Origin of the sequence: Gilliamella sp. Gris3-2, assembly GCF_001690345.1 — a bacterium.
GTDB classification, from domain to species: domain Bacteria; phylum Pseudomonadota; class Gammaproteobacteria; order Enterobacterales; family Orbaceae; genus Gilliamella; species Gilliamella bombi.
Window position 1 is genome coordinate 12,533 of sequence record NZ_LZHB01000051.1, and the last position, 22,283, is coordinate 34,815.

Sequence of the window (22,283 nt, forward strand, 5' to 3'; positions counted from 1 at the left end):
AGGTAAATAAGATGAAAGAGAATGACATTGATATGCTTCCCGATCGGTTGAATCGGATGCCTGTTGTTTATAAAGGAATGACAGTCCGTGAAATCTTGCTGATGATAGGGATTGGTGTAATTATTGGTGGTTTGCTCGGAATTATCTTATTTATCTTATTTTGTCGCTGGGTGTTAATTCCCTCAGCGATCGTTTTCATGCCATTGCCAACCCTTTTTTTGGGCGGAAATAAGATTACTAAATTAAAGCGAGGTAAACCAGAAACCTGGTTTGCACGGTCTATTGATTTGTTTTTCGCCAAAAAAGGATTCAATGGAAATAATCTAATTTTTAATGATCAAGAATTTATCGTTAGACGAAAAAACAATAAGGTAAAAAACAAATGAAATATTTACACGCACTTACAGGGCGAGATAAACACATCCAATCACTGAGATTTGTGATTATTGTATTGCTTGTAATTATTTTAGCTGTGAGTTGGGGCTGGCGGTCAGCGCCTAAACATTTGACTATTCATATTCCTCCCGATACTCGTTCAGGTAGTACTAGGCTTTGGTCAGATATAGATCCAAGTAACATTTATGGATTTGCATTTTATATTTTTCAGCAACTACATAACTGGCCAACGAATGGCGAAGTTGATTATAAACGTAACATCAATACGCTTACTCCGTTTTTGACACCTCAATGTAAATCACAGTTATTGAATGAATATGAGGAAAGAAGGCAGGGTGGTGAACTAAGAGAACGGGCTCGAAACATTGCTGAAATAGATGGCAGGGGCATTAATTCAGAAATTAAAAATTACGAAACAAATCAACTTGAGCCTCGAGTAAAAATTTTATCAGATAAAGCATGGATTGTGACATTCGATTTATACATTGATGAATATTACAAAGGGGAAGCGGTTAAACGAGCAATGGTTCGTTATCCACTTAGTGTTGTTAAGAGTGATACAAATCCAGAAGAAAATCCCTGGGGTTTAAAGCTTAATTGCTATGCAAGTCAACCGTTAAGACTCACTTCGTCTACAGGAGAACACAATGAATAATAAGATGATTATAAAACTTTCTCAACTAATCATAACATTATTTATTTTTGTATCGTCAATCAATAATGCTATTGCTGTTGAATTAATTACATGGGACAGAACACCTATTAAAATTACTATTAATCAAAATGATGAAAGAATGGTGATTTTAGAAAGAAATATATCAGTCGGATTACCTGGATCATTACAAGATAAGCTTCGAGTACAAAGTCTAGGAGGTGTTATATATTTAAAAAGCAATGCGCCATTTACTGAAACTCGATTAATGCTAAAAGATCTTGAAACAGGTGAAATTATTTTAGTTGATCTGACGGGAAATGGACCATCCAAAAAGAAATTAGAAACAATTAAAATCACGACCGATAATGAAAGTGAAGCTAATTTAAAAAAAGCAGAAGAAAATTATACAACTGTGCATGATGAGCAGGTATTACCAACTCCCGTTTTGCTTACTAGATATGCTGCACAAAATTATTATGCTCCATTGCGTGCAATTGAAAAAGTACCTGGTATTAAACAAATTTCTATGTCATTACCCCCATTATTAACTAGGCTGGTACCACAGCTTCCTATCAGTGCTGAGCCAAAATCAGTGTGGCGTTTAAAAAATTATGAAGTTGTCGCAATTAAATTAGTTAATCAGAGTAAAAATCATGTCAATTTAGATGCAAGATTGTTACAAGGCAACTTTTATTCTGCAACATTTCAACACAACACATTAGGCCCTAATGGTGATCCGACAGATACAACAATGCTTTATATTGTTACTAAAGGTAAAGTAATCAATGCATTTTTACCTGAGTTAAGAGAGGAATAATATGGCGACAATTAAAGGAAATAAGCTGTTACCTCTTATCGTTGGTGGAGTAATATTAGTTGGAATTTTTATTGTAGTCATTGCAAATAAAAATAAAAAAAATGAATCTTCATCAAGTGATGAAATAGTTGAAATAGCTGATTTAAATGAAGAAGATTTATCTGTGCTCGGCATTACGGGTGATACGGAAAAAGATACCGTTCAGACGTTAGTGACGCTAGTTAAGACTCTAAAAAAGGATCAAGCGGATATAGTAAGTGAACTGAAAAAGTTAAAATCCGAAAATGAAAATTTGAAAAAGACAAGAGTACCACAGTATAAGATAGAGCCACCATCAAATGATTCAAAATCTAATGAGCCTACTGAGCTAGAAAAAAAAGTTTCAATTCTAACAGATAAGCTTAATCAATTAGCTTCAAGATCCCCTATATCTAGTGAAACAGCTGATTCCAAACCAGTTTCAATTCCAATTGGGAGAGGGCAAACAAGTAGTAAAGTTGATATGACTAATGATGATGAAATTCAATGGATTAATCCAGCTGACCAAATTGTTAGTAGCAATAAAGGTAAAAATACGACGGGATTTCAGTTTCCGACTAGCTTTGGTAGCGATCCTATTCGTTCAAAACTAAAAGACCATAAAGAGAGTATCAATCAGCCTATTGGTGAACGAAAAAATGAAAAAGATCGTCAACCATTTTATACGGTACCCGCCAATTCAACGTTAACAGGCTCTGTTTCAATGACATCATTGCTAGGTCGAGTTCCCATTGATGGTGTTGTATCTGATCCGTACCCGTTTAAAGCTGTTATTGGTCGAGATAATTTAATCTCAAATGGAATTGAATTACCACATATTGAGGGGGCGATTGTTTCTGGGACAGCCTCTGGTGATTACGTTCTATCTTGTGTAAGAGGCAACGTTAAATCAATTACATTTGTTTTTGATGATGGGCGAATTATAACGATCCCCGATTCATCAAAAAATAGCAAAGATGAAAGTATTGGGTGGTTATCTGACGAATACGGTATTCCCTGTGTTTCGGGAGAAATCAAATCTAATGCGAGCCAATATTTATCAACTGTAATAGGTCTAGGTACAGCAGCAGCTGCTGCAGATGCAATGGCACAACAAAATACTACTGTTGTAACAGATGGCTCAAATGTTACCAATGCCGTTACTGGTAATAATGGTCAATACGTTTTAGGGAAAGGACTGAGTGGTGGAATTAATCAAACAATCGACTGGTTAAATAAACGCTATGGTCAAACTTTTGATGCTGTTTATGTCCCTCCTGGTAAAGAAATTGCCATTCACATTAGCAAGGAGCTGCAAATTGATTATTTATTTGAGGGCAGACTTGTTGATTATGAGATGAGTACTAAAAAAATGGGAGGGCTTGATTAATGAAACAGAAACGAAAAATAACAATATTTTTATTAACTTTTGGCACAGCTCTATTTTTATTATCTGGTTGTAGTACTTCAAAAGAAAAAATGTTTCCACATAGTAGTGAGACGATGAGTGATATTTACAATAAAAAATCGGGAGGGGGAGCTTCTCAATTGTTTGATAATCGACTTCAACTTAGGAGAGAAGTTGATAATTTAACGCAAAATGTTGAAGTGGTAACGCATACACGAACAGCAGAACAAGAAATTAATAATCTTTTTCAACGATTACCAAATCCCGATTTAGTCATGTATGTCTATCCTCATTTGAGTGACGGAAAAGTTCCAGTTCCTGGTTATTCAACAGTATTTCCATTTTATGCGGAAGTGCAGTATGCAATGCCAGGTGAGAGGGTGGAGAATTACTAATGAAGAAGTTGTTTGGTAAGAAAAAAGTTTCACAAAAAGAAGTTCAAGAGAAAAGACCGAAACGCAAAGGAAATTTGACTCATAGTCATAAAAAAAACTTTCTTTATGCCAATAATGGCAAAAAATCAATTATTGATTATTTACCGTGGATTGAGTTTGATGAAGAGCATAATTCAATTTTATTAGAAGATGGTCGATCTGTAGGTGCTGTTTTTGAAATTACACCCTATGGGACTGAGGCAAAACCGACGTCTAAACTTCGTGCAATAAGTGATATTGTAACAAATAGTATTGAGGACTCTTTTGATGAACGAGATATGAACCCATGGGTTATACAATATTTTTGTCAAGATGAAGATAATTTACAAGATTATATCTCTTTATTAAAACAATATCCTAGATCGCATGCTCAAGGCACTGAATTTACAAAAAAATGGCTAGATATTATGGAATATCATTTAGATAGTATCACTAAAAGTGATGGTCTTTTTTTTGATAACACAGTGACAAAAACACCGTGGAGAGGAAAGGTTCGGAAAACGAGGTTAGTTGTATATCGGTATATCGGACCAAAAGAACGTGAAGATTTAAATGCACAAGAAAAGCTAGATATCGTTTGTAACAATTTGATACTTGCATTAAAAGGGGCTGGAATTGTTGTCAAAAGATTGGGGAAAAATGAGGTTTCTAGGTGGTTAGCTCAAATATTTAATCCCGCACCTTTACAAGGTAAAAAAAACTTTATTAAGCAATTAATGGATGATCAAAAACAGGCTGATGAACTGCCGATCATTAATGATTTTGCCGAAAGCCTTTTCTACAGTGAACCAGAGATTAAAGAGGGTTACTGGCATTTTGATAATATTCCGCATGCTGTTGTTATGGTGGATCGATTAAAAACACCACCCAAAATTGGTCATATTACAGGCGAGACAAGTAAAGCGGATGGAATAAATGCGCTTTTTGATGTATTGCCTGAATCAACAATGATGAGTTTGACAATTGTAACTCATCCTCAAGATAAGCTAGAAGACCATATCAATTTTGTCCGAGGTAAAGCCATCGGTGAGAATGCTGAATCATTGTCTGTCAAGGAGGATTGTGACGAAGCAATGGAGTATATCAGGCAACGAGAAAAAATGTATTACAGCTCTATTGCATTTTATGTGAAAGATTCAAGTATCGGTGGATTGAAACGTAAAATACAGGGGCTGAGTTCAGTACTTAATAATAATGGACTTGTCACAGTAGCTGAAGCTAATGAAGTTGCTCCAGCATCGTCATTTTTAAGATGGTTACCTATGAATTATAACCCTCAAAATGACATAAAACGACTGTATGTTAAATTTAATTGGTGCAAGCATTTAGCCAATTTATTACCTGTTCTTGGAAGAAGCAGTGGAACAGGTAATTCTGGTGTGACATTTTTTAACCGCGGTGGAGAGCCGTTGAGTTACGATCCAATGGTCGATAAAGCACAAAATGGTCACAAGCTTATTTTAGGGCCAACGGGAGCAGGTAAATCAGCAACACTGAATATCGAAATAGCACAGCTTGTTGCTATGTATCGGCCTAGAACAATTATTGTCGAAACAGGTAATTCTTTTGGTCTTCTTGTTGATTTTATGGAGCGACTTGGAGTCAGTGTTCATCGAGTAAGTTTAAAGCCTGGAAGTGGTGTAGTGCTTAATCCTTTAGCTGATTCTCATTTAATTTTACAAAATAAGGATATTCAGTTTGAAATTGATGAAAACAATTTGAGCGATGACATTGTTAATGAAGCACTAGAACAAAATGAGGAAGATGATGCACAACGAGATGTACTCGGTGAAATAGAAATTTCTATACGTCTAATGATCACGGGAGGGGAAGAACGGGAAGATGAATTACTTCGTCGTTCAGATAGAGCAATGATTAGACAAGCTATAGTTATGGCTGCTCAAGTTGCTTATGATGAAAGACGGCAAGCTGTTCCCAGTGATGTTCAAGAGGCATTGTTTACCTTAAGCAAAGATACTCATTTACCTGAAGCTAGGCGTGCAAAAGCATATGAAATGGGTGAATCATTAAGTATGTTCACTCAAGGATTTGAAGGTGAAATATTTAATAAACAAGGCACACCATGGCCAGATGTTGATGTCATTCATGTCGATTTGGCAACTTTTGCAAGGGAGGGTTATGAAGCTCAATTATCAATTGCGTATATTTCTCTTATTAATCATATCAACAATATGGGCGAACAATATCAGCACCAAGCCAGAGCTATCGTTAATATTACCGATGAGTCACATATTATTACTGTAAAACCACTAACAGCAGCATACTTAACAAAAGCGTCAAAAATGTGGCGTAAACTGGGAGTATGGTTGTGGTTAGCCACCCAAAACATGGAAGATTTTCCCGACGCAGCTTCAAAATTATTGTCAATGATTGAGTGGTGGGAAATGTTAGTAACAGAATCATCTGAAGCAGAGAAAATACGTCGTTTTAAAGCATTAACAGATGAACAAATTTCAATGATCACGTCTGCTTGTAAAGCTGCTCGTCAGTACACGGAAGGCGTTGTGTTATCAAAAAATGTGGAATGCCTTTTCAGAATTGTTCCACCAAGCCTTTTCTTAGCTCTAGCTATGACAGAGAAAGATGAAAAAGCGGAGAGAATGAAACTGATGAATGAGTTTAATATCAGTGAGCTTGATGCTGCCATTAAAGTATCTGAAAAATTAGATGAAGCTCGAGGTATTACACGAAAATATGAGGATTTATAATGAACGATAATAATTTTTTATTTAATGCTACTTCATTAAAAAAATCAAATATTAATATTGATCACCGTAAAGATTTTGAACAATTCTGTTTTGAATTACTAGGAAAACTTGGGGCAATAATTTCGACTAAATTACGTTTATGCCGTATACCTGCAGATGATCCTACAGAATTTGGAATACTGTATCAGCAATATGCTTTAATCGCTTTCGAAGGCAAAAAATCAGCCTGTTTAATTGAGGTGTCATGCAATCCTAATTTGAACAAAATTCATTGGCCACAATTAGCTGATATTGAAACAGGGAAACGACTATGTATCAATGTTGTTGACTGGATAGATGCCTTTTTGCTGATTAAAAATTTGATGGCTTTAACAGAAACAGAGGTAGCTGATGCATGAAACGTATATTAGGACTGATTGTATTTGTAAGTTTTCAAAGTATTGGGGCAGATATTTATAGTATTGATGTTTTTGTGAATCATGAGCAAGCAAGTCGAGTTAAAAATTGTCATGATAATTGTCAAATATATGATCTAGATAGCACTGAAGTACTTTTAAATTCATTTTTTGGTGAGTTATCGAGTGATATTGATGAAGCTTATTCAGTTGTTGAAAAAAAATTAAATTTACCAGAATGGAAAACGCATGAAGCTCAAATAATTGAAGCTCAAAAAACAATTACAAAAGCATTTTATCTCGGTGTTAAAAAATATCCTGCGATTGTTATTAATGAAAAAAATGTGATTTACGGAATAACAGATGTTGCACGTGCAGTTAATGATTTTATGAGTAATGAGGATAACCGATGATAAAAAAAATAAAATGTAGCTTACTTGGACTCATAATTACTATGCCGAGTTTTGCCACATCTATTAGTACTCAACAAATAGTTCGATCAGCTCTCTCGACTAGTTGTACTGAATATAAAATTGCTGGAACATGTTTTTGGCTGTTTTGTTCCTATGGTTGCAAAATTCGTACATCTGTAAAAGTAAAGCACTATATCCCCGATGTTGTTATGTCTGCATATGAACAGCCGTTTGAAAATCCTTGGACCGAAATTAATGCTATTACCTCATCAGCAAGTTCATTAGTTGGGGCAAATATTCAAGGAGGGGGAGATACAAATAATCGTCAAGCAAATAATCGAACAAAAATTCGTTTTAAAGATGTTCAAGCAATAGGCCACCCAGGCGGTGCTGTTTTCTCTCAAATGCTATCAGGCATGGGCTACTATTGTAATAATGGGGTAACGCCATTTTATCCTTATTTTGTGAGTGAACTTGATTTTATTGCGTGGCGATTAGCACTTGTTGAATCTGTATACCCAGAGGCATTAATACCAGGTAAAAGAGAAATTGGTAATTCATCCGATATGTGGGGAAACATTTATCCAAGAGCTGGTGCTGTTACTCAAAATGACGACTTCAAAGCAGGAGCAGTGGTTGTTCAACGAGGTGCTGATGTATTAACAAATAGTAATTCATTGCATGTCGTTCAAAATTACACTAAGCGTAAAAAAGATGGATTTTGGCCACCAGCTCCTGTTAAAGAAAACACAAAAAATCATAAATGGCAAGAATTGGCTCCAACATTAAATATGTCATGCGGTATTTTTCCAAATATTAATGATACAGCGAGCGTTGATGGATCCTATGTTTATGCATTGTGGAGACCGTATGCGTGTTGTAAGAGACGTGGGCAAAAATTTTTATACAGTATTGGGGAATGAGGGGGATGATGATCATGGCAAAGAAAACAACAATGACTATAACAGCATTATTACTGACAATTAGCTCCTATAGTTATGCTAATTCAACTGGCGGGATATCTGATAGTCTTTATTATCGTATCGGCGGTGGTTCGGTAAAAGGATCTACATATACATTTGATAAACCCAAATCCATTATGAATACGGGCAAATGGAACTCTATGATGTGCGGTAATTTTGATATTAGCTCAACAATCTCTAATCAACTAAATGGTGTAACAGAGGGTTTTAACAATATTATGAGCGAAGTTGTTAACAATGCTAAAGGTGCTGTTGCAAGTTTACCAGCCCTAGTTATACAACGAGCTAATCCTCAACTGTACGATTTGTTAACAAATGGTGTGTTACAAGCAAAATTAGATTATTCAGACATTAAGACAAGCTGCAAGCAACTTGCTGGAAAAATGGCTGATTACACAGATTCTGCTAGTTTGGTTCAAGTAGCTAAAGCTGAGAATATGGCCGAGATGTTAAATGGAAAGAAAGTTGATGCTATTCGAGTTGATAAACAAATTGATAGTGATGCAGGGAAAAATGGCATTTCATGGGTTGGAGGAGTAAAAAAAGGAGGGAAAGGACAAGATCCAATTAAAATAACAAGTGATGTCGCTTTAGCTGGCTATAACTCATTAATAAATCGAAACGTTACGGATACAACACCCGTTAGTGATGCAAAAAATAAAGGGGGTGTTTATAAAACATGGAATAAACCTAGTGACGCACAAGTGTGGCTAACTGATGTTGTTGGTGAGCGCACTATGATAACTGATAGTGAAAATCAAAACGGTAATGATACAGGCAAGCCAGGGACGGGTTTAAGTCCAAAGACCGAAGAATATTACGAATTTTATTATAAAAAGTTGGTTGATTTAGTAAATGGTACAAAGCCTATTAGTAAAGCGGAATTAGAAGCACTAGAAGGCAGCTCTGTAAGTGTCACTCGAAGTGTCATTGAAACATTAAGGGAAGATAATGAGCGTGTTGTATTAGTGAAACGTTTAGCGAGTGAAATGGCGTTGTCTAGAACTATTGAAGAAGCGATGATGGCACGGCGTATCATGTTAGCTGGCCGTAAAGAACCAAATGTGGCAAAAAATGAACCCGTCCAGTCTAAAATTTTGGACCAAATAGATGAACTGGATATGGAACTGAATCAAATTAAATTAGAGTACGATATGCGTAAATCCATTGCTGGCAATACTTTATCTGTCATACAAGAACGAAAACAGCAAAGACAGCAAGGCGCTATTTTGCATATCGATAATCATGAATCTTTTGATGCAAATAAATAACGAGTTAAATATGGATAAGAAAAAAATTATTAAGCTTACAATTTCTCTTATTTTTTTAATTGGATTAATTTGTTGCATATTATCTGTTTTTTCATTAACAGAACGTGAAGTCGCTTCTATTAATGTATTTTTGAGTAGCAATTACTATTTTTTTCTTGTAATGCGTTTGTGTATTTATTGTTTTACTGGTTTTCTTTTATTAAAACTAAAAAAAATGATAAAGACAAAAGTAGTAACAACTGAAAAAAAGATATATTACAACAGATTAGTTTTTAGAATTAGCATGTTATGTGTTGCTTTAATTTGTTTTAATGAAGTGATGCTATTTATTAAAATGGGGTAATGATATATGTCTGCAATGAGTTTTTTTGATTATGTGACATTGTCACTAGCATGGTTGGTAAATAACGGAATATGGAGCATTATATCATCTTCTGGTCTTTTTATTGTCCCTTTTATATTCAAAATGCTTAGCATCACGATAAATGTTATGGAGGATGGAGAATTAAAAGGTAAGCATGCAAACGTTATTCTGACTAGATTGGAAACGTACATTTATATTAGCATGGTTGTCATTTTCTTTGCATGTTATCCATCAATTCCTCTTGATATTCGTGTATTACACTATGAGCACAGCGGATTTTCAGCAGCTATCGATAACGGAAAAATTACTCGACAGAAAATGGAATGTTCATACGCTGAAATATCTCCAGAATCGTCATCATTTAAAAAAAATAGTATTTTATTTAATGGGAAACAAATTTATGTTCCCATATGGTGGTATTTTGTTCATTCATTATCTTCAGGCTTCACGCAATCTGTAGTTACGACATTACCGTGCAATACTGATTTACGAGAGATTCGTACAACAATTTCGGAGCTAGCAGTAAAAGATCCAATTTTGAAAAAAGAAGCTAATGAATTTTATTCATTTTGTTTCAATCCTTCGTTTAACAAATTAAGTACTGAGTTGCCTAAATTACCTGATGATTTAATTAGTGATGTGACATGGCCAGGATCGTCATACTATTTAAATACACCAGGATATTATGATTCGTTTAGAGCTCAAACTCCGCAACATCGCTGGCCATATGATGAACAACGAGATGTTGGATTAACACCAGGAGAAGGTAATACTGGCTATCCTTCATGTAAAGCGTGGTGGAGTGACAGTAAAAATGGCTTAAAAAAAGCACTGATTGCTGATATTAATCAGCAGATTAAGATCGAGTCTAATGAAAAATCAAAAACAGGTAATTTAAATCCAAACATTAATAAATTTTCGTTTTGGGAATGGTTGACAAACAGTAAAGAAGAGCTGAATGGAATTGTTTTACGTTCAGTTTTAAATCCCAAAAAAATGTTACAAAGCTCAGATTATCTGTTTGTTGACTACGAAAATAGGGATCCATCGATATCTGAGCAAGTTGGCAGTTCAATTGCGTCAGTCGGGGCATTTTTTTCTTCTATGTCGAACTTTATTGAAATTGATGCGTTGCGACAAGCAGCACCCATGGTTCAATCGATATTAATAATGTCTATTATTATTTTATTACCTATCATTATTTTAATTGGGGGATTTGAACCGAAGACGATAATCACGCTAACATTTGTCCTATTTTCATTGATATTTTTAACATTTGTCTGGGAACTGGCACGTTTTCTAGATTCTAGACTGATTAATATTATGTATGAAAATAATGCTATTCATTTTATGTCCGATCGGTGGAATATTAATAAATCGTTAGTTGATATTATTACGTCATTTGTATTTATTGGGTTTCCGTTGATTTTACTTACAAGTTTTTCGTGGGCTGGAGTAAAAATAGGGAATGCAATAAATAGTTTTATGGATAGAGGTTCGGATAAAATGCGACAGGCAGGAAAAGAAGGAATGAATAAGGTTGAACAAGGTGGTAAAAAGGCAGCTAAAATAATAACGAAAGGTAAAAGTAAATAATTAATGGTGTCAAAATAACTGGCATTAGATTAAATGCCAGTTATTTAAAATAATCACCATTTTATCCTGCCATCTCTTGTGTAGCCATGACCTTCATCATCATCATAATACGATATTTCATTTCTTCTTTCTTCCTCTTCTTCTTTTCTTTTTTCTGGTGTCGTTTCCAAAAAAAACAGTAATACGTAGAGTATGCCTTTGAATATGAACAATATGAATTTTACAGAAACTGTTAAAATTTTTATAAATAATTCAAAACCGTCACTATTAAAAAGCATTTTATGGTTTGTGTCAGATTGTGTTGACTTATCTTTATTTTCCATTTTCATGTCTCTGATTAAAATTTATTCTTTTATATATAAAACATCTTTTATTTTGTGTCAATGCTAAATACTTAAATGGCAAAAGCAAAGGGTAAAGGGGTAAGGTAAAAAGGGTAATGGTATTAAGGGTAATGGGCCATAATGGGAATGGCCCTACCTTGAAAAGGCTGAAAAGGCTAAAAGTAAAAAGGGCATAACATAACTAGCTGTTGATTTTTAATTTAATATTGAATTTAGTGAATAATTTACATTATAATGAAACCTGTTTCCGTTACTATTTAGTAGCAAACAACGAGAAGATGATCGTTAATTCTCAGACGTAGCCAGTAAAATGGGACGTTCCTTTTTTAAGGTGATCACGCACTAACAACCAACAAACTCACTGTTTTTTGCAGGTTGGTGACATCTATTTTGATGTTGAGTTATTTTAGACTATCACATTCACATATTGAGGTATACTCAATGTCTTATGCAATTACTTTTGACTTCGATACAAGCAGGTTAGAGCACTATTATCCTGGTGCATATACTAATGCTTATAAAGAAGTTAGAGATGAGTTAAAAAAGCTTGGTTTTGAATGGAAGCAAGGATCTGTATATTTTGGTAATAGTAGTATTAATGCAGTAACTTGTGTTTTAGCCGTTCAACAATTGGGACAAAAGTTTAGTTGGTTTACACCTTCATTGAAAGATATTCGAATGCTAAGAATTGAGGAATACAATGACTTACTTCCAGCATTAGTGCAACAACGAGAACTAACTCATGCCTCATTAGAAAAAAATGAGATCCAAAATAAAACAAGAAAATTATTTTAATAAGTAATTAATTGTTTTTTATCTTTTACCCATAGGGGAATATTTTCTCCTGTGGCGAAAGTATTCTCCTTATTTCACTTAATTAGGAGAATATCCATGTTGACTAACGAATACATACTTCTTTCGACAGAATATTTTCTCGCTTTAATCAATTGCGAAGCAACTATTCCTGATGATGTATCATTAAGTTCAATCATTCAACAATACTTACATAAGTCTTAATTTTAATGTCAACCGAGAGGGGGATTTTCACTCCTCTTGAGTGATACCTCCTGATTTTGTTTGAGGAGTTTTATTATTATGAGATGGTATTCAGAGCATAATATTCATACTAAATCTGAGTTAATTAATTTATTAATTGCTCCTGTTTATAGTGAACATTATGAAGAAAAAACATTGCAATTTCATGTTTGTAATGACTATATTCATGGAGTAACCATATTATGGTCATTAATTGAATTTAATGTCATAAACGATTATCGAAACATTTTACTGGCAGGTAAATACCGTTACATAAAATGTAATTTGATTAAAAAAATTGACGAGGCTTGGAGTTATTCATGTTATTGTGAATTATCTTTTCCTCCTTATTATTCATGTCCACTTAATTACCTTGAATTAGCTAATTTTGAAGTAAATCAAGAATGGCGAACTCAAGTTAGAAATTATCATCAACTACAAAAATAGTTTTCCTATTTCTATTTAAACCAGCTTACTTTATTACGCATAAAGTAGTTGGTTTTTATTTTTACTTTTTATACTGGAGCATTAATATGATTTCAATACCTGGTGAATTAGTCATTACGACCAGAACGGGGAGATATGGCAATTTTAATGTCGCCAAGCTTTTTACGTCTATTGGTGAATTTTCTTTAAAAGATAATAAATTATTGGATCAGTATGAAGCTGGAAAATATGAAGGGTCGTTTGTTATTAAACAAATCAAATCTTCTTCATATAGTTATGGCAATCGTGTTGTTATTGAATGTTGTGCGTATATTGAAGATATGGATCTAGTTAATTCATCTAAATTAGATGAAGCAGATTCAGAAAAAATACATGTATCAGAAGACCCTATTTGTCAGACTGAGTCATCTGAAGTTCAGAAAGTTAATACTGAGCATCAACATGAAGAAACTATGGCTACCTCAGATTCAGATGATGCTGAACTGTTTGGTATTTTATGGCCAATAGGTGATCAAGTTAAACTAGATTCAACGGAGGATCGCTTAAAAATACGTTCCCAGAAAAAACGTTTAATCGAACTTGGTTACCATTTTGACTATAAAAGCCAATGTTGGAATAAATTGCCAGAACAATTTTAACTTAACTTATCTATCTCTGGGGAGAAACAGGTCTTCCTAGAGATCGTTTCTCCTTATATTGATTTAAGGAGAAACTTTAATGAGTAACATTCTTACATTACAAGATATTCCTGATTTGAAATGTGATTGTTGTATTGCGAATAATGACTCCGAACTGATTTTTTTATCTGTATGGGGGAAAGATACCGCAATGCAGGAACTCTTTGCAAAACTTACGATTGGCGAAACAACTAAACATGGTTTAACGGATATTAAGTTAAATCATCATCGGGTGTTTTTAGCCGAAGGAAAGCATTATGCAAAGCGCACATTGAAAGTAACTAAAACGTTATTTGGTTCGTTGATTCATGCTTTTATTTTTGATAAACGCATTATTGAGCCAAACCGTGATTCAAATTCAATGATCTCTATTTATAAGGTAGAAGATGTTTCCACTAGACATAATCGTTACTTTGATGCAATTAAAACACTTTCATCTGTACCCATTTTAGAACATTGGGCTGACGAAATTGTATCGATTGCTAAACAACAAGGAATGATTAAAGAACATAAAGCAATTGTTGGTGATATTGATGCAACAACAATCATAGTAAACGACACAATATTAACTCAAATCATGAGCCAAAAAATTTGTGATGGTATTTTAACTTTATCATAATCATAGGGAGTATTTATGGTTGCACTTGTATCACCGAGAGTGGCGCATAATTTTGCTAAAAATGGCTATTATCCAACGGATGATGCTACAACAAATGCAATTATTAGCCATTTTGTAAGAACTGAGAATACTGCTATTCGAGTTTTAGATCCTTGCATTGGTGAAGCTCGAGCAGCAAGTAATATTGCGTATTCACTTAGTCATAAAGCAAAACTATATGGTATTGAATACAATCGACATCGAGCAGAACTAGCTCAAAAATATTGTGATGTTTTGTTAAGAAGTGACTTATTTGATACCGTTATTTCACCTAATTCCTTTGGTTTATTATTCTTAAATCCGCCATACGGAGATTTAACTAGTGAACATAATGGAGCAATTACAAATTATCAGAAAGACTACAAACGACTAGAGAAAATATTCTATCGTTTTACGATCCCGTCGCTTCAGTATAACGGTATTTTAGTATTAATAATTCCGTTTACTCAGCTTGATGAGATGCTTTCAAATTGGATTGCAAATCAGTTCACTGATATTTCAATATTTACAGCTTGTGATAAACAATTCAAGCAAATTGTTATTTTTGGAAGAAAAGTTCGACAAAATAATATAGCACTTCAGGAAAAAAATGATGTGAAGGCGAAATTTAAGGCTATTTTTGAAGGAGAAATTGTTCCTGATGAGATAGCTGTTACAAATAAGCCAATGTATCAAATTCCTGAGCTAGAAAGTGAAATTAAGTCTTTCTATAAATTATCATTTACCGATGAAGAGTTAGGTCAGGAAGTTAAAAAGATAGGTGGATTATGGAATGACTTTAATCTTTTTTTCAAAAAATGTTGTGAACGCAAACGCAAACCGTTGTGTAAAATGTCGGATTGGCATTTATCACTAGCACTGGCTGCTGGTGAAATCAATGGTATTGTAAAATCCAATACAGGTAAAACTTATATCATTAAAGGTGATACTTACAAATCAAAGTCAAAAAGTGTTGAAAATACTTTTGATGATGAGGGCTTTATTGTTGAATCAAAAACAATTTTGACCGATAAATTTGTTCCTTCAATTAAGGCATGGGATTTCACTCCAAATTCAGAAACATTTGGTTCGTTATTTCTAATTTCGAACCGAGATAATGAACCTGATGAATTGTGTGAAGATGATGGATGTCTTGAAAACAATCAATACAATTTGGTTATCACTGGAGAGATTTATTTTACACAAGGAGTTAAGTCCTTAACAGATAGTGATTTTAATATGGCACTTGCTGTTTCAAAAGCGCTCAGTCGTTATGAAAAAGGTGATTGGGGTAATGATATGGATGATAGTGACAAAAAATTAAATGATCGAGTTTTAAGGCAAGGACAAAAAAATGATCGCTTATTTGCAAGTTATAAGCTTTCTGATGATAAAAAACTATGGATTATTACAGAGTGGTATGATTATAAGCAAGCTTTTATGACTACACTAATGCTGCCGAATGAGTATTAATTCTGTATTAATTAAAACATTAACCCATAAGGGATACAATCCCTTGTGGAGCTTGTATCCCTTTTTATTTAAGGATTAAAAATGGAACAAGTAACATTAAATACACAAATTGATTTAAATAGTTTTATTAATGAATTTAAAGATTCATTATTGGATAGTTTGAATGCATCTAATCCTCCAGTTTACCTTCAGGATGATATGTCATTTGAACGACAATCAATTATGGAACAGTTAAAACGTAAACCATTTAGTGAACAAGCTAATGTTGTACAGGCTGTTACAAAATTGTTATTAGATCAGAATGAACCTGCAGCGATTATCAATGCTGAAATGGGAACAGGAAAGACAATGATGGCAATTGCTGTGGCAGCAGTACTTCACTATGAAGCCCAGTATCGACGTAATCTGATAATTTCGCCACCTCATCTTGTATATAAATGGCGACGAGAAATTTTAGAAACGATACCTAGTGCAAGAGTATGGGTTTTAAATGGCTCAGATACGCTTGTGAAGCTATTAAAATTGAGGCAAGAGCTTAAGTTAGGTATTACATCTAATGTGCCTGAATTCTACATTTTAGGACGTGTTCGAATGCGGATGGGATACCACTGGAAACATGCCTTGAAATCAAAACCTATTTACCAAAAGCAAAATATTCATGATGAGCACGGGGAGGTTAAAACAAAATACATAAAAAGAGACTGTGCTGCTTGTCCAGACTGTTATAATTTTTGTCGTGATGACGAGGGTGAGTTAATTCTTTTTAGCGATTTTGTTTTGAAAGAACATCGAACAACTTGTGTGAGTTGTGGCAGTGCTTTATGGACTTTGATTAGACCATCAAATAACTCAAATTCTAGTTTTAGAGACAGAGTTAAAAAATCAATGTGTCAAATTCCGACAATTGGACCAGTAAAAGCTGAATCTTTAATTAATAAATTTGGTGACGATTTTCTATCTGATCTGCTTGCGGATAATGCATCAGATTTTGTTAATTTGATGGATGAAGATGGTGAGTTTATTTTCACTGACAGACAAGCAATAAGAATGGAAAAAGCTTTAGCTAAACTTGAATTTGGTTTTGGCGAAGGTGCTTATCAAGCTACCGAATTTATCAAAAGATATTTACCACAAGGATTTTTTGATTTATTGATTGTTGATGAAGGTCATGAGTATAAAAATCAAGGCTCTGCACAAGGGCAGGCGATGGGTGTGCTTGCCAGCCAAGTTAAAAAGATTTTACTTTTAACTGGTACTCTTATGGGAGGATATGCAGATGACCTATTTTTTTTACTTTTTCGTGTATTAACGTCTAAGATGATTGAAGACGGTTATAAACCGAATAGCAGAGGTTCACTTGGTACCGCAGCAATGGAGTTTATGCGAGATCATGGAATCATTAAAGACCTATATACGGAAAGGCATGGAAATAGTCATAAAACAGCCAAAGGTAATCAGATTTCTCATCGAACACAAAAAGCTCCAGGTTTTGGACCAAAGGGTATTTTACGATATGTATTACCGTATACAGTATTTCTAAAGCTTAAAGATATTGGTGATAATATTCTCCCGAATTATACTGAAGAGTATATTGATATTCCAATGTCATATGAGCAACGAAGTTATTACGATGATTTATCGAATAAACTTAAGAGTGAGTTGAGAAGTGCATTAGTGAAAAGAGATACAACATTACTTGGTGTTGTACTCAATACCTTACTTGCATGGCCTGACTGCTGTTTTAGAGCAGAAACAGTCACTCATCCAAGAGCACGAGAAGATAAGCTGGCTTTTGTGCCATCTGTATTTAGTGGTGATGAGGGTGATAGTTTTATTGAATGTTCGCCAAAAGAGCAATCTTTAGTTGAACATTGTTTAGCTGAAAAAACAGATGGTCGTAAAGTATTAGTATATGCAACTTATACTGGTACTCGAGACATAACTGGACGGCTTAAGCTTATTTTAGAACAAGCTGGTTTAAAAACAGCTATATTAAAATCGAATGTGTCGCCAGAGAAAAGGGAGGATTGGATCTTAGACAAAGTGGATAAAGATTATGATATTGTCATAACAAATCCAGAACTTGTTAAAACTGGTCTTGATTTACTTGATTTTCCGACCATTATTTTCTTGCAAACTGGTTTTAATGTTTACACATTGCAACAAGCAGCAAAACGCTCGTTTAGAATTGGCCAAAAAAATGATGTAAAAGTGATTTATTTGGGCTATGAAAATTCAGCACAAACAAGCTGTTTAAAATTAATGGCAAAAAAAATAGCAGTTTCACAAAGTACATCAGGAGATATACCAGATTCGGGATTAGATATACTCAATTCTGATGATGAATCTATTGAGATGGCTTTAGCGAAACAGCTAATTGCATCATAATAAAACAGTTATTCCATAAAAAAACGCAACAATTGTTGCGTTTTTTTTGGTTTTTAAAGAGTTTGATTACAATATACCATATTGTTCAAGTTGTTCAAGTATACTTAAATCTAAATTTTTTAATAATTTGATGAATTTTTTATAATGACTAGCACTAACAATGATTTTTCTATCTACAGTTAGAAGAGAGTAGTTATATTTTAAACTCATCTTTTCATGATATTTTTTTCTGTAAGAAATAAAATCTTTCAGTGAGTCAAATATATAAACATCTTCATCATTAAAAACCCCATCTTTTGTAAAGACTATTAGACCAATGCAGCAAAGTCCGTCATTTAGAAGAGTTTCTAGTTTATTATTCATGATATTCTCCTTGGAAATATGAGTGAAATTAAAAGGAGAATATTTTCGCCATAGGGAAAATTTTCCCCTATGGGTGAGTGGATGACTGAAACTCAACATCAAATAGATGTTACCAACCTGCAAGAAACAGTGAGTTTGTTGGCTGTTAGTGTGTGATCACCTTAATTAAAAGGAACGTCCCATTTCTGGCTACGTCTGAGAATTAATGATCATCTTCTCGTTGTTTGTTACTAAAAAATAACTAAGGCAGAATCAGTATACTAATTTATCTCAAATATTCAATACTAGCATGAAAAAAATGTGGAAGTTTTGCTTTTTTATTTGTAATGTTACAGTCAATGTACGAACCTACTCCAGTTGAATGTAAGTCAAAAGTTATTTTATAAAAAAACGCAACAATTGTTGCGTTTTTATTGATTTTTAGATGGTTTTTTATCAAAACAAATCTCTTTTAACTGAGTTTCAGTGAAATTATTTTGTTCAGAATCTGCAAAATCCGAAATAGTAAAATTACAAACTTCCCCCCATGTTACTAGGCACTCAACACACGTTATTGGGTATTTGTTTTCAGCGATTTTTAGAGAATCGCCGATTACTTCATTTTTTTCATTTCTTTTTATTGTATAGCTATTGCAGAGCGTGCCATCACTAGTTGCTATATGTGTTAATGTTCGTTGTAGAACTAGTCCTTTTTGTGTTTTAATTTGTTCGATTGTTGTAATTGTTTTTTTGATTGTTTCCATTATTAGCCTCAACTCCTCTTTTTAAATCTATCTTCATTCAGTATTCCTTAATTAAATTTCTCACCTCTGCACTGAATAAAATCAGTTGTAAAAAAAGCAAGTTTCCTTGCTTTCTTATTGTGAATTATTTAACTAGTTAAGAGACAAATATTATCAATAATTTCACCATCAATACTTAATACAGCTTCAGAATACAAATCAAAATAGGCATTATGACCTAATTCTTTTAAATGCTCCAAAAAACAAATCAAAAAACATTGTGTATAATCTCCTGATGATAAAATTTCTTTATAAGATGAATTGAAACGGCTAGCAATTTTATGATTGAAATCATTTAAATTATTACATTGCCATTGTTTTATCAACCAATCTTCCATTTTTGATAGATAGAGATTAAATTCAACGCCTTCTCCATCAGAGAATGAATTAATCAAATCATATCGTTTAATATTAGATAATATATCGTCATCAATTTTTATAATGTCATCTCTAAGATAGAGTCGTTTACTAGTAACATTATCAAGTTTATTTTCAATATACATAAGTGTTCTCCTATAGTTTTAAGTTTCAAAGGAGAACCCTCCATTAGGAGTATTCTCCTAATGGAAATGGAATTGTGTAGAGTTTTTATAAAGCTAATTCATAATTAGATAGATCAATGAGTTTAGCTATTTCAATATTACGAACAATAGGTAATTTGCGTTTCAGATATTCGAGGAAATTAGTTGTTGGGTTTAACTGCCAATGAACTAATACTACATTTACTAAGCCACTAATTACTATGTTCTGGGTAGAATTGTCTACTATTGATGCACGTTTAACTTTACATGGACGATTATTAATTTCACCATCCATCCAAATATCACCAAGAAGGTGAGTAATTTCATTTTCAACCTCAATAATTGAATTAAAACTACGCTCAGAAGTGATAATTTCGACCTGATTATTGTCAGTAAAAGTGATCTCTAGTTTAAATCCATAATTATTTGTAAATAAGTCTTTAATGTAATTAATTGTCATAATATTCTCCAAAATTAAGTCAATAAAAAGGAGAATTTATGCCCGATAGGGATAAAATTCCCCTATGGGTGAGTAAAAGGTAAGTTAATAAGAACTCAACATCCAATAGATGTTACCAACCTGCAAGAAACAGTGAGTTTGTTGGCTGTTAGTGTGTGATCACCTTAATTAAAAGGAACATACCATTTTACTGGCTATGTCTGAGAATTAACGATCATCCTCTCGTTGTTTGCTACTAAAAGTAGCGAAAAAAATTAGTATAACGATTTAATTAATGCGCTGCTTTGCATCGTTGTAAACATTTAAAGATTCTCGCTTACCTATCGCTAACACTTTGATAATAATAAGCTCATCAATAACTTTATAGACCATTCTGAATCCAGACGACCTCAATTTTATTTTGAAACACCCAGATAGTGAACCACTTAACTTAGCTGATTCAATATAAGGGTTAATCTGAAGTTTTTTTAACTTTTTTTTAAATTGAAGCTGTATACTCCGATCTAATTTATTCCATTCTTTAAATGCCTTTTCATCGAACACGACTTTAAAGGTCATCCACATTCACCTCAATAATTTTACCTGGGTTTCTGAGTCTATCTTCGGCAATTCTAAGAATATCTTCATCTTCGTCAATACACGGAACTAAACGAATTATTTCCGGTTGGTTTGATTTATGTTTAATTTGCCATAAATCATACTGGGATTGTAATGATAACCACATTCTTGCAGTGCTAATTCCGGCTAGTTCTAATCGCCAAGCTAGGGTTGGCGAAATAGGGGCTTTACCATGTAACACTCTTGATATTGTTTCACGTGAAAAACCTAGATGTTTAGCAAAATCAGTAATAGTCATATTTAATGTATTAGGTAAAATTTCGTCTAATAAAATTTCACCAGGATGTGAAGGGTTAAACATTTCCATAAATGCTCCAATACCTCTAGTTGGACTAGTTTCAAAAGTTCCAGTCCTTTATGTTCAAAACTTTTAAGCCTTTTTCCGTGATGAATTACATCACAAATGGAGAGTTGAAGCAACTGATTTAACAATTAAAAAAGCAAGTTTCCTTGCTTTTTTGAGTTGTTAATTGTTACGCAACATTACTGAGTTCTTCATCATGTTGAGGTTCACTTTGATTTTCTAAATGCTCGATTTTATCCGAATATTTAAGTTCACCATCAATTTTAATGCTGGAGATTTTTAGTAATCGAGCTTTTAAATTGATTCCAACATTTCCTTTTTTAACTCCAGTGCTGTATGTAAATGTTTCAGCATAGATATCACCGACGCAAAAACTGATTAAGATTTTTTTGTTGGCTTTATTTGCTTCAATGCATTTTTCAACTAAGCTTTTTGCTTTTTCACCGGTAACGTTACAGTTAATGTAGGTATATTCGGCGTTTTGGCAATTTCCTCGCAGTGCGGCGATTGTACATGATAAATACGGTTTACCATTTTTGACTTTAACTTCACGGATTCGGTTTAAATAGCCAATTCCAGTTGTATGTAAATCAAAAAATTGTTTAGTTACTGTGTTATTAGTTAAGTTAGTCATAATATTCTCCAAAATTAAGTCAATAAAAAGGAGAATTTATGCCCGATAGGGATAAAATTCCCCTATGGGTGAGTAAAAGGTAAGTTAATAAGAACTCAACATCCAATAGATGTTACCAACC

General features: G+C 33.6%; 27 protein-coding genes. 19 read left to right on the top strand and 8 right to left on the bottom strand.

The window, feature by feature from the left end; genetic code table 11:
* Positions 1-11: 11 nt before the first annotated feature.
* Genes A9G32_RS07365 through A9G32_RS07420 form a run of 12 tightly spaced genes read left to right on the top strand, consistent with a single transcriptional unit; the run spans position 12 to position 11,479 of the window.
* Positions 12-386 (top strand): TIGR03750 family conjugal transfer protein, encoded by a 375-nt coding sequence (locus A9G32_RS07365; protein WP_065590122.1) that lies wholly within the window; start codon positions 12-14, stop codon positions 384-386.
* Positions 383-1,051, top strand: coding sequence for a PFL_4703 family integrating conjugative element protein (locus tag A9G32_RS07370; RefSeq protein WP_065590123.1), 669 nt, complete (start codon positions 383-385; stop codon positions 1,049-1,051). The genes A9G32_RS07365 and A9G32_RS07370 overlap by 4 nt, the downstream gene beginning before the upstream one ends.
* Complete coding sequence (locus tag A9G32_RS07375) at positions 1,044-1,868, top strand: TIGR03749 family integrating conjugative element protein (protein WP_081296786.1); 825 nt, start codon at positions 1,044-1,046, stop codon at positions 1,866-1,868. Before A9G32_RS07370 ends, A9G32_RS07375 begins: the two co-directional genes overlap by 8 nt.
* A 1-nt stretch (position 1,869) precedes the next feature.
* Entirely contained in the window at positions 1,870-3,276 is a 1,407-nt protein-coding gene (locus A9G32_RS07380) for a TIGR03752 family integrating conjugative element protein (RefSeq protein ID WP_065590124.1), read from the top strand.
* Positions 3,276-3,689 (top strand): TIGR03751 family conjugal transfer lipoprotein, encoded by a 414-nt coding sequence (locus A9G32_RS07385; protein ID WP_065590125.1) that lies wholly within the window; start codon positions 3,276-3,278, stop codon positions 3,687-3,689. The genes A9G32_RS07380 and A9G32_RS07385 overlap by 1 nt, the downstream gene beginning before the upstream one ends.
* Complete coding sequence (locus A9G32_RS07390; protein WP_081296787.1) at positions 3,689-6,457, top strand: conjugative transfer ATPase; 2,769 nt, start codon at positions 3,689-3,691, stop codon at positions 6,455-6,457. Before A9G32_RS07385 ends, A9G32_RS07390 begins: the two co-directional genes overlap by 1 nt.
* On the top strand, positions 6,457-6,855 hold the full coding sequence (locus tag A9G32_RS07395; RefSeq protein WP_065590126.1) for a hypothetical protein: 399 nt from the start codon (positions 6,457-6,459) through the stop codon (positions 6,853-6,855). The genes A9G32_RS07390 and A9G32_RS07395 overlap by 1 nt, the downstream gene beginning before the upstream one ends.
* Positions 6,852-7,265, top strand: coding sequence for a TIGR03757 family integrating conjugative element protein (locus A9G32_RS07400; protein WP_065590127.1), 414 nt, complete (start codon positions 6,852-6,854; stop codon positions 7,263-7,265). The genes A9G32_RS07395 and A9G32_RS07400 overlap by 4 nt, the downstream gene beginning before the upstream one ends.
* On the top strand, positions 7,262-8,188 hold the full coding sequence (locus A9G32_RS07405; RefSeq protein WP_065590128.1) for a TIGR03756 family integrating conjugative element protein: 927 nt from the start codon (positions 7,262-7,264) through the stop codon (positions 8,186-8,188). The genes A9G32_RS07400 and A9G32_RS07405 overlap by 4 nt, the downstream gene beginning before the upstream one ends.
* Before the next feature lie 14 nt (positions 8,189-8,202).
* The gene (locus tag A9G32_RS07410; protein WP_176701334.1) at positions 8,203-9,519 is read left to right on the top strand and encodes an integrating conjugative element protein; all 1,317 of its coding nucleotides are present in this window, start codon (positions 8,203-8,205) and stop codon (positions 9,517-9,519) included.
* A 10-nt stretch (positions 9,520-9,529) separates the two neighbouring features.
* A complete protein-coding gene (locus A9G32_RS07415) occupies positions 9,530-9,862 on the top strand; it encodes a hypothetical protein (protein WP_141672731.1) in 333 nt (110 codons plus the stop codon).
* Between the two features lie 6 nt (positions 9,863-9,868).
* The gene (locus A9G32_RS07420) at positions 9,869-11,479 is read left to right on the top strand and encodes a conjugal transfer protein TraG N-terminal domain-containing protein (protein ID WP_065590131.1); all 1,611 of its coding nucleotides are present in this window, start codon (positions 9,869-9,871) and stop codon (positions 11,477-11,479) included.
* A gap of 53 nt (positions 11,480-11,532) precedes the next feature.
* Here the strand turns inward: A9G32_RS07420 and A9G32_RS07425 are convergent, their stop codons facing one another.
* Positions 11,533-11,802 (bottom strand): hypothetical protein, encoded by a 270-nt coding sequence (locus A9G32_RS07425; protein ID WP_065639595.1) that lies wholly within the window; start codon positions 11,800-11,802, stop codon positions 11,533-11,535.
* A 462-nt stretch (positions 11,803-12,264) separates the two neighbouring features.
* On the opposite strand from A9G32_RS07425, the gene A9G32_RS07430 reads away from it, so the two are divergent.
* The 7 genes from A9G32_RS07430 to A9G32_RS07455 all read left to right on the top strand — a co-directional run bounded on the left by A9G32_RS07430 (position 12,265) and on the right by A9G32_RS07455 (position 18,480).
* On the top strand, positions 12,265-12,618 hold the full coding sequence (locus A9G32_RS07430) for a hypothetical protein (RefSeq protein WP_065590133.1): 354 nt from the start codon (positions 12,265-12,267) through the stop codon (positions 12,616-12,618).
* Between the two features lie 96 nt (positions 12,619-12,714).
* Entirely contained in the window at positions 12,715-12,840 is a 126-nt protein-coding gene (locus A9G32_RS13390) for a hypothetical protein (protein WP_255306806.1), read from the top strand.
* Between the two features lie 78 nt (positions 12,841-12,918).
* Complete coding sequence (locus A9G32_RS07435; protein ID WP_065590134.1) at positions 12,919-13,305, top strand: hypothetical protein; 387 nt, start codon at positions 12,919-12,921, stop codon at positions 13,303-13,305.
* 86 nt (positions 13,306-13,391) lie between these two features.
* Positions 13,392-13,943, top strand: a complete 552-nt coding sequence (locus tag A9G32_RS07440) for a DUF3275 family protein (protein WP_065590135.1) — start codon at positions 13,392-13,394, stop codon at positions 13,941-13,943.
* 79 nt (positions 13,944-14,022) lie between these two features.
* Positions 14,023-14,601, top strand: coding sequence for a hypothetical protein (locus A9G32_RS07445; RefSeq protein ID WP_065590136.1), 579 nt, complete (start codon positions 14,023-14,025; stop codon positions 14,599-14,601).
* Between the two features lie 15 nt (positions 14,602-14,616).
* Complete coding sequence (locus tag A9G32_RS07450; protein WP_065590137.1) at positions 14,617-16,092, top strand: DUF6094 domain-containing protein; 1,476 nt, start codon at positions 14,617-14,619, stop codon at positions 16,090-16,092.
* Positions 16,093-16,173: 81 nt separating this feature from the next.
* Positions 16,174-18,480 (top strand): SNF2-related protein, encoded by a 2,307-nt coding sequence (locus A9G32_RS07455; protein WP_065590138.1) that lies wholly within the window; start codon positions 16,174-16,176, stop codon positions 18,478-18,480.
* 66 nt (positions 18,481-18,546) lie between these two features.
* Here A9G32_RS07455 and A9G32_RS07460 read toward each other — a convergent pair whose 3' ends face one another.
* The 7 genes from A9G32_RS07460 to A9G32_RS07490 form a co-directional block, all read right to left on the bottom strand.
* Positions 18,547-18,843: a hypothetical protein gene (locus A9G32_RS07460; protein ID WP_065590139.1), complete on the bottom strand. Its 297-nt coding sequence runs from the start codon at positions 18,841-18,843 to the stop codon at positions 18,547-18,549.
* 410 nt (positions 18,844-19,253) lie between these two features.
* Complete coding sequence (locus tag A9G32_RS07465; RefSeq protein ID WP_065590140.1) at positions 19,254-19,586, bottom strand: hypothetical protein; 333 nt, start codon at positions 19,584-19,586, stop codon at positions 19,254-19,256.
* Positions 19,587-19,714: 128 nt separating this feature from the next.
* A complete protein-coding gene (locus tag A9G32_RS07470) occupies positions 19,715-20,128 on the bottom strand; it encodes a hypothetical protein (RefSeq protein WP_065590141.1) in 414 nt (137 codons plus the stop codon).
* Between the two features lie 85 nt (positions 20,129-20,213).
* On the bottom strand, positions 20,214-20,606 hold the full coding sequence (locus A9G32_RS07475) for a hypothetical protein (RefSeq protein WP_065590142.1): 393 nt from the start codon (positions 20,604-20,606) through the stop codon (positions 20,214-20,216).
* 267 nt (positions 20,607-20,873) lie between these two features.
* Entirely contained in the window at positions 20,874-21,164 is a 291-nt protein-coding gene (locus A9G32_RS07480) for a type II toxin-antitoxin system RelE family toxin (RefSeq protein WP_065583136.1), read from the bottom strand.
* Entirely contained in the window at positions 21,154-21,531 is a 378-nt protein-coding gene (locus A9G32_RS07485; RefSeq protein ID WP_065590143.1) for a HigA family addiction module antitoxin, read from the bottom strand. Before A9G32_RS07485 ends, A9G32_RS07480 begins: the two co-directional genes overlap by 11 nt.
* A 166-nt stretch (positions 21,532-21,697) precedes the next feature.
* A complete protein-coding gene (locus tag A9G32_RS07490; protein ID WP_065590144.1) occupies positions 21,698-22,162 on the bottom strand; it encodes an STY4534 family ICE replication protein in 465 nt (154 codons plus the stop codon).
* Between the last annotated feature and the right edge of the window lie 121 nt (positions 22,163-22,283).

Bases quoted from the DNA above. Each gene is read 5' to 3' on its own strand.
- A9G32_RS07450 (WP_065590137.1), top strand. From the start codon at position 14,617: ATGGTTGCACTTGTATCACCGAGAGTGGCGCATAATTTTGCTAAAAAT.
- A9G32_RS07470 (WP_065590141.1), bottom strand. From the start codon at position 20,128: ATGTATATTGAAAATAAACTTGATAATGTTACTAGTAAACGACTCTAT.
- A9G32_RS07460 (WP_065590139.1), bottom strand. From the start codon at position 18,843: ATGAATAATAAACTAGAAACTCTTCTAAATGACGGACTTTGCTGCATT.
- A9G32_RS07430 (WP_065590133.1), top strand. From the start codon at position 12,265: ATGTCTTATGCAATTACTTTTGACTTCGATACAAGCAGGTTAGAGCAC.
- A9G32_RS07380 (WP_065590124.1), top strand. From the start codon at position 1,870: ATGGCGACAATTAAAGGAAATAAGCTGTTACCTCTTATCGTTGGTGGA.
- A9G32_RS07375 (WP_081296786.1), top strand. From the start codon at position 1,044: ATGAATAATAAGATGATTATAAAACTTTCTCAACTAATCATAACATTA.
- A9G32_RS07440 (WP_065590135.1), top strand. From the start codon at position 13,392: ATGATTTCAATACCTGGTGAATTAGTCATTACGACCAGAACGGGGAGA.
- A9G32_RS07385 (WP_065590125.1), top strand. From the start codon at position 3,276: ATGAAACAGAAACGAAAAATAACAATATTTTTATTAACTTTTGGCACA.
- A9G32_RS07425 (WP_065639595.1), bottom strand. From the start codon at position 11,802: ATGGAAAATAAAGATAAGTCAACACAATCTGACACAAACCATAAAATG.
- A9G32_RS07465 (WP_065590140.1), bottom strand. From the start codon at position 19,586: ATGGAAACAATCAAAAAAACAATTACAACAATCGAACAAATTAAAACA.
- A9G32_RS07395 (WP_065590126.1), top strand. From the start codon at position 6,457: ATGAACGATAATAATTTTTTATTTAATGCTACTTCATTAAAAAAATCA.
- A9G32_RS07455 (WP_065590138.1), top strand. From the start codon at position 16,174: ATGGAACAAGTAACATTAAATACACAAATTGATTTAAATAGTTTTATT.
- A9G32_RS07420 (WP_065590131.1), top strand. From the start codon at position 9,869: ATGTCTGCAATGAGTTTTTTTGATTATGTGACATTGTCACTAGCATGG.
- A9G32_RS13390 (WP_255306806.1), top strand. From the start codon at position 12,715: ATGTTGACTAACGAATACATACTTCTTTCGACAGAATATTTTCTCGCT.
- A9G32_RS07370 (WP_065590123.1), top strand. From the start codon at position 383: ATGAAATATTTACACGCACTTACAGGGCGAGATAAACACATCCAATCA.
- A9G32_RS07490 (WP_065590144.1), bottom strand. From the start codon at position 22,162: ATGACTAACTTAACTAATAACACAGTAACTAAACAATTTTTTGATTTA.
- A9G32_RS07485 (WP_065590143.1), bottom strand. From the start codon at position 21,531: ATGGAAATGTTTAACCCTTCACATCCTGGTGAAATTTTATTAGACGAA.
- A9G32_RS07435 (WP_065590134.1), top strand. From the start codon at position 12,919: ATGAGATGGTATTCAGAGCATAATATTCATACTAAATCTGAGTTAATT.
- A9G32_RS07480 (WP_065583136.1), bottom strand. From the start codon at position 21,164: ATGACCTTTAAAGTCGTGTTCGATGAAAAGGCATTTAAAGAATGGAAT.
- A9G32_RS07475 (WP_065590142.1), bottom strand. From the start codon at position 20,606: ATGACAATTAATTACATTAAAGACTTATTTACAAATAATTATGGATTT.
- A9G32_RS07445 (WP_065590136.1), top strand. From the start codon at position 14,023: ATGAGTAACATTCTTACATTACAAGATATTCCTGATTTGAAATGTGAT.
- A9G32_RS07410 (WP_176701334.1), top strand. From the start codon at position 8,203: ATGGCAAAGAAAACAACAATGACTATAACAGCATTATTACTGACAATT.
- A9G32_RS07400 (WP_065590127.1), top strand. From the start codon at position 6,852: ATGAAACGTATATTAGGACTGATTGTATTTGTAAGTTTTCAAAGTATT.
- A9G32_RS07405 (WP_065590128.1), top strand. From the start codon at position 7,262: ATGATAAAAAAAATAAAATGTAGCTTACTTGGACTCATAATTACTATG.
- A9G32_RS07415 (WP_141672731.1), top strand. From the start codon at position 9,530: ATGGATAAGAAAAAAATTATTAAGCTTACAATTTCTCTTATTTTTTTA.
- A9G32_RS07390 (WP_081296787.1), top strand. From the start codon at position 3,689: ATGAAGAAGTTGTTTGGTAAGAAAAAAGTTTCACAAAAAGAAGTTCAA.
- A9G32_RS07365 (WP_065590122.1), top strand. From the start codon at position 12: ATGAAAGAGAATGACATTGATATGCTTCCCGATCGGTTGAATCGGATG.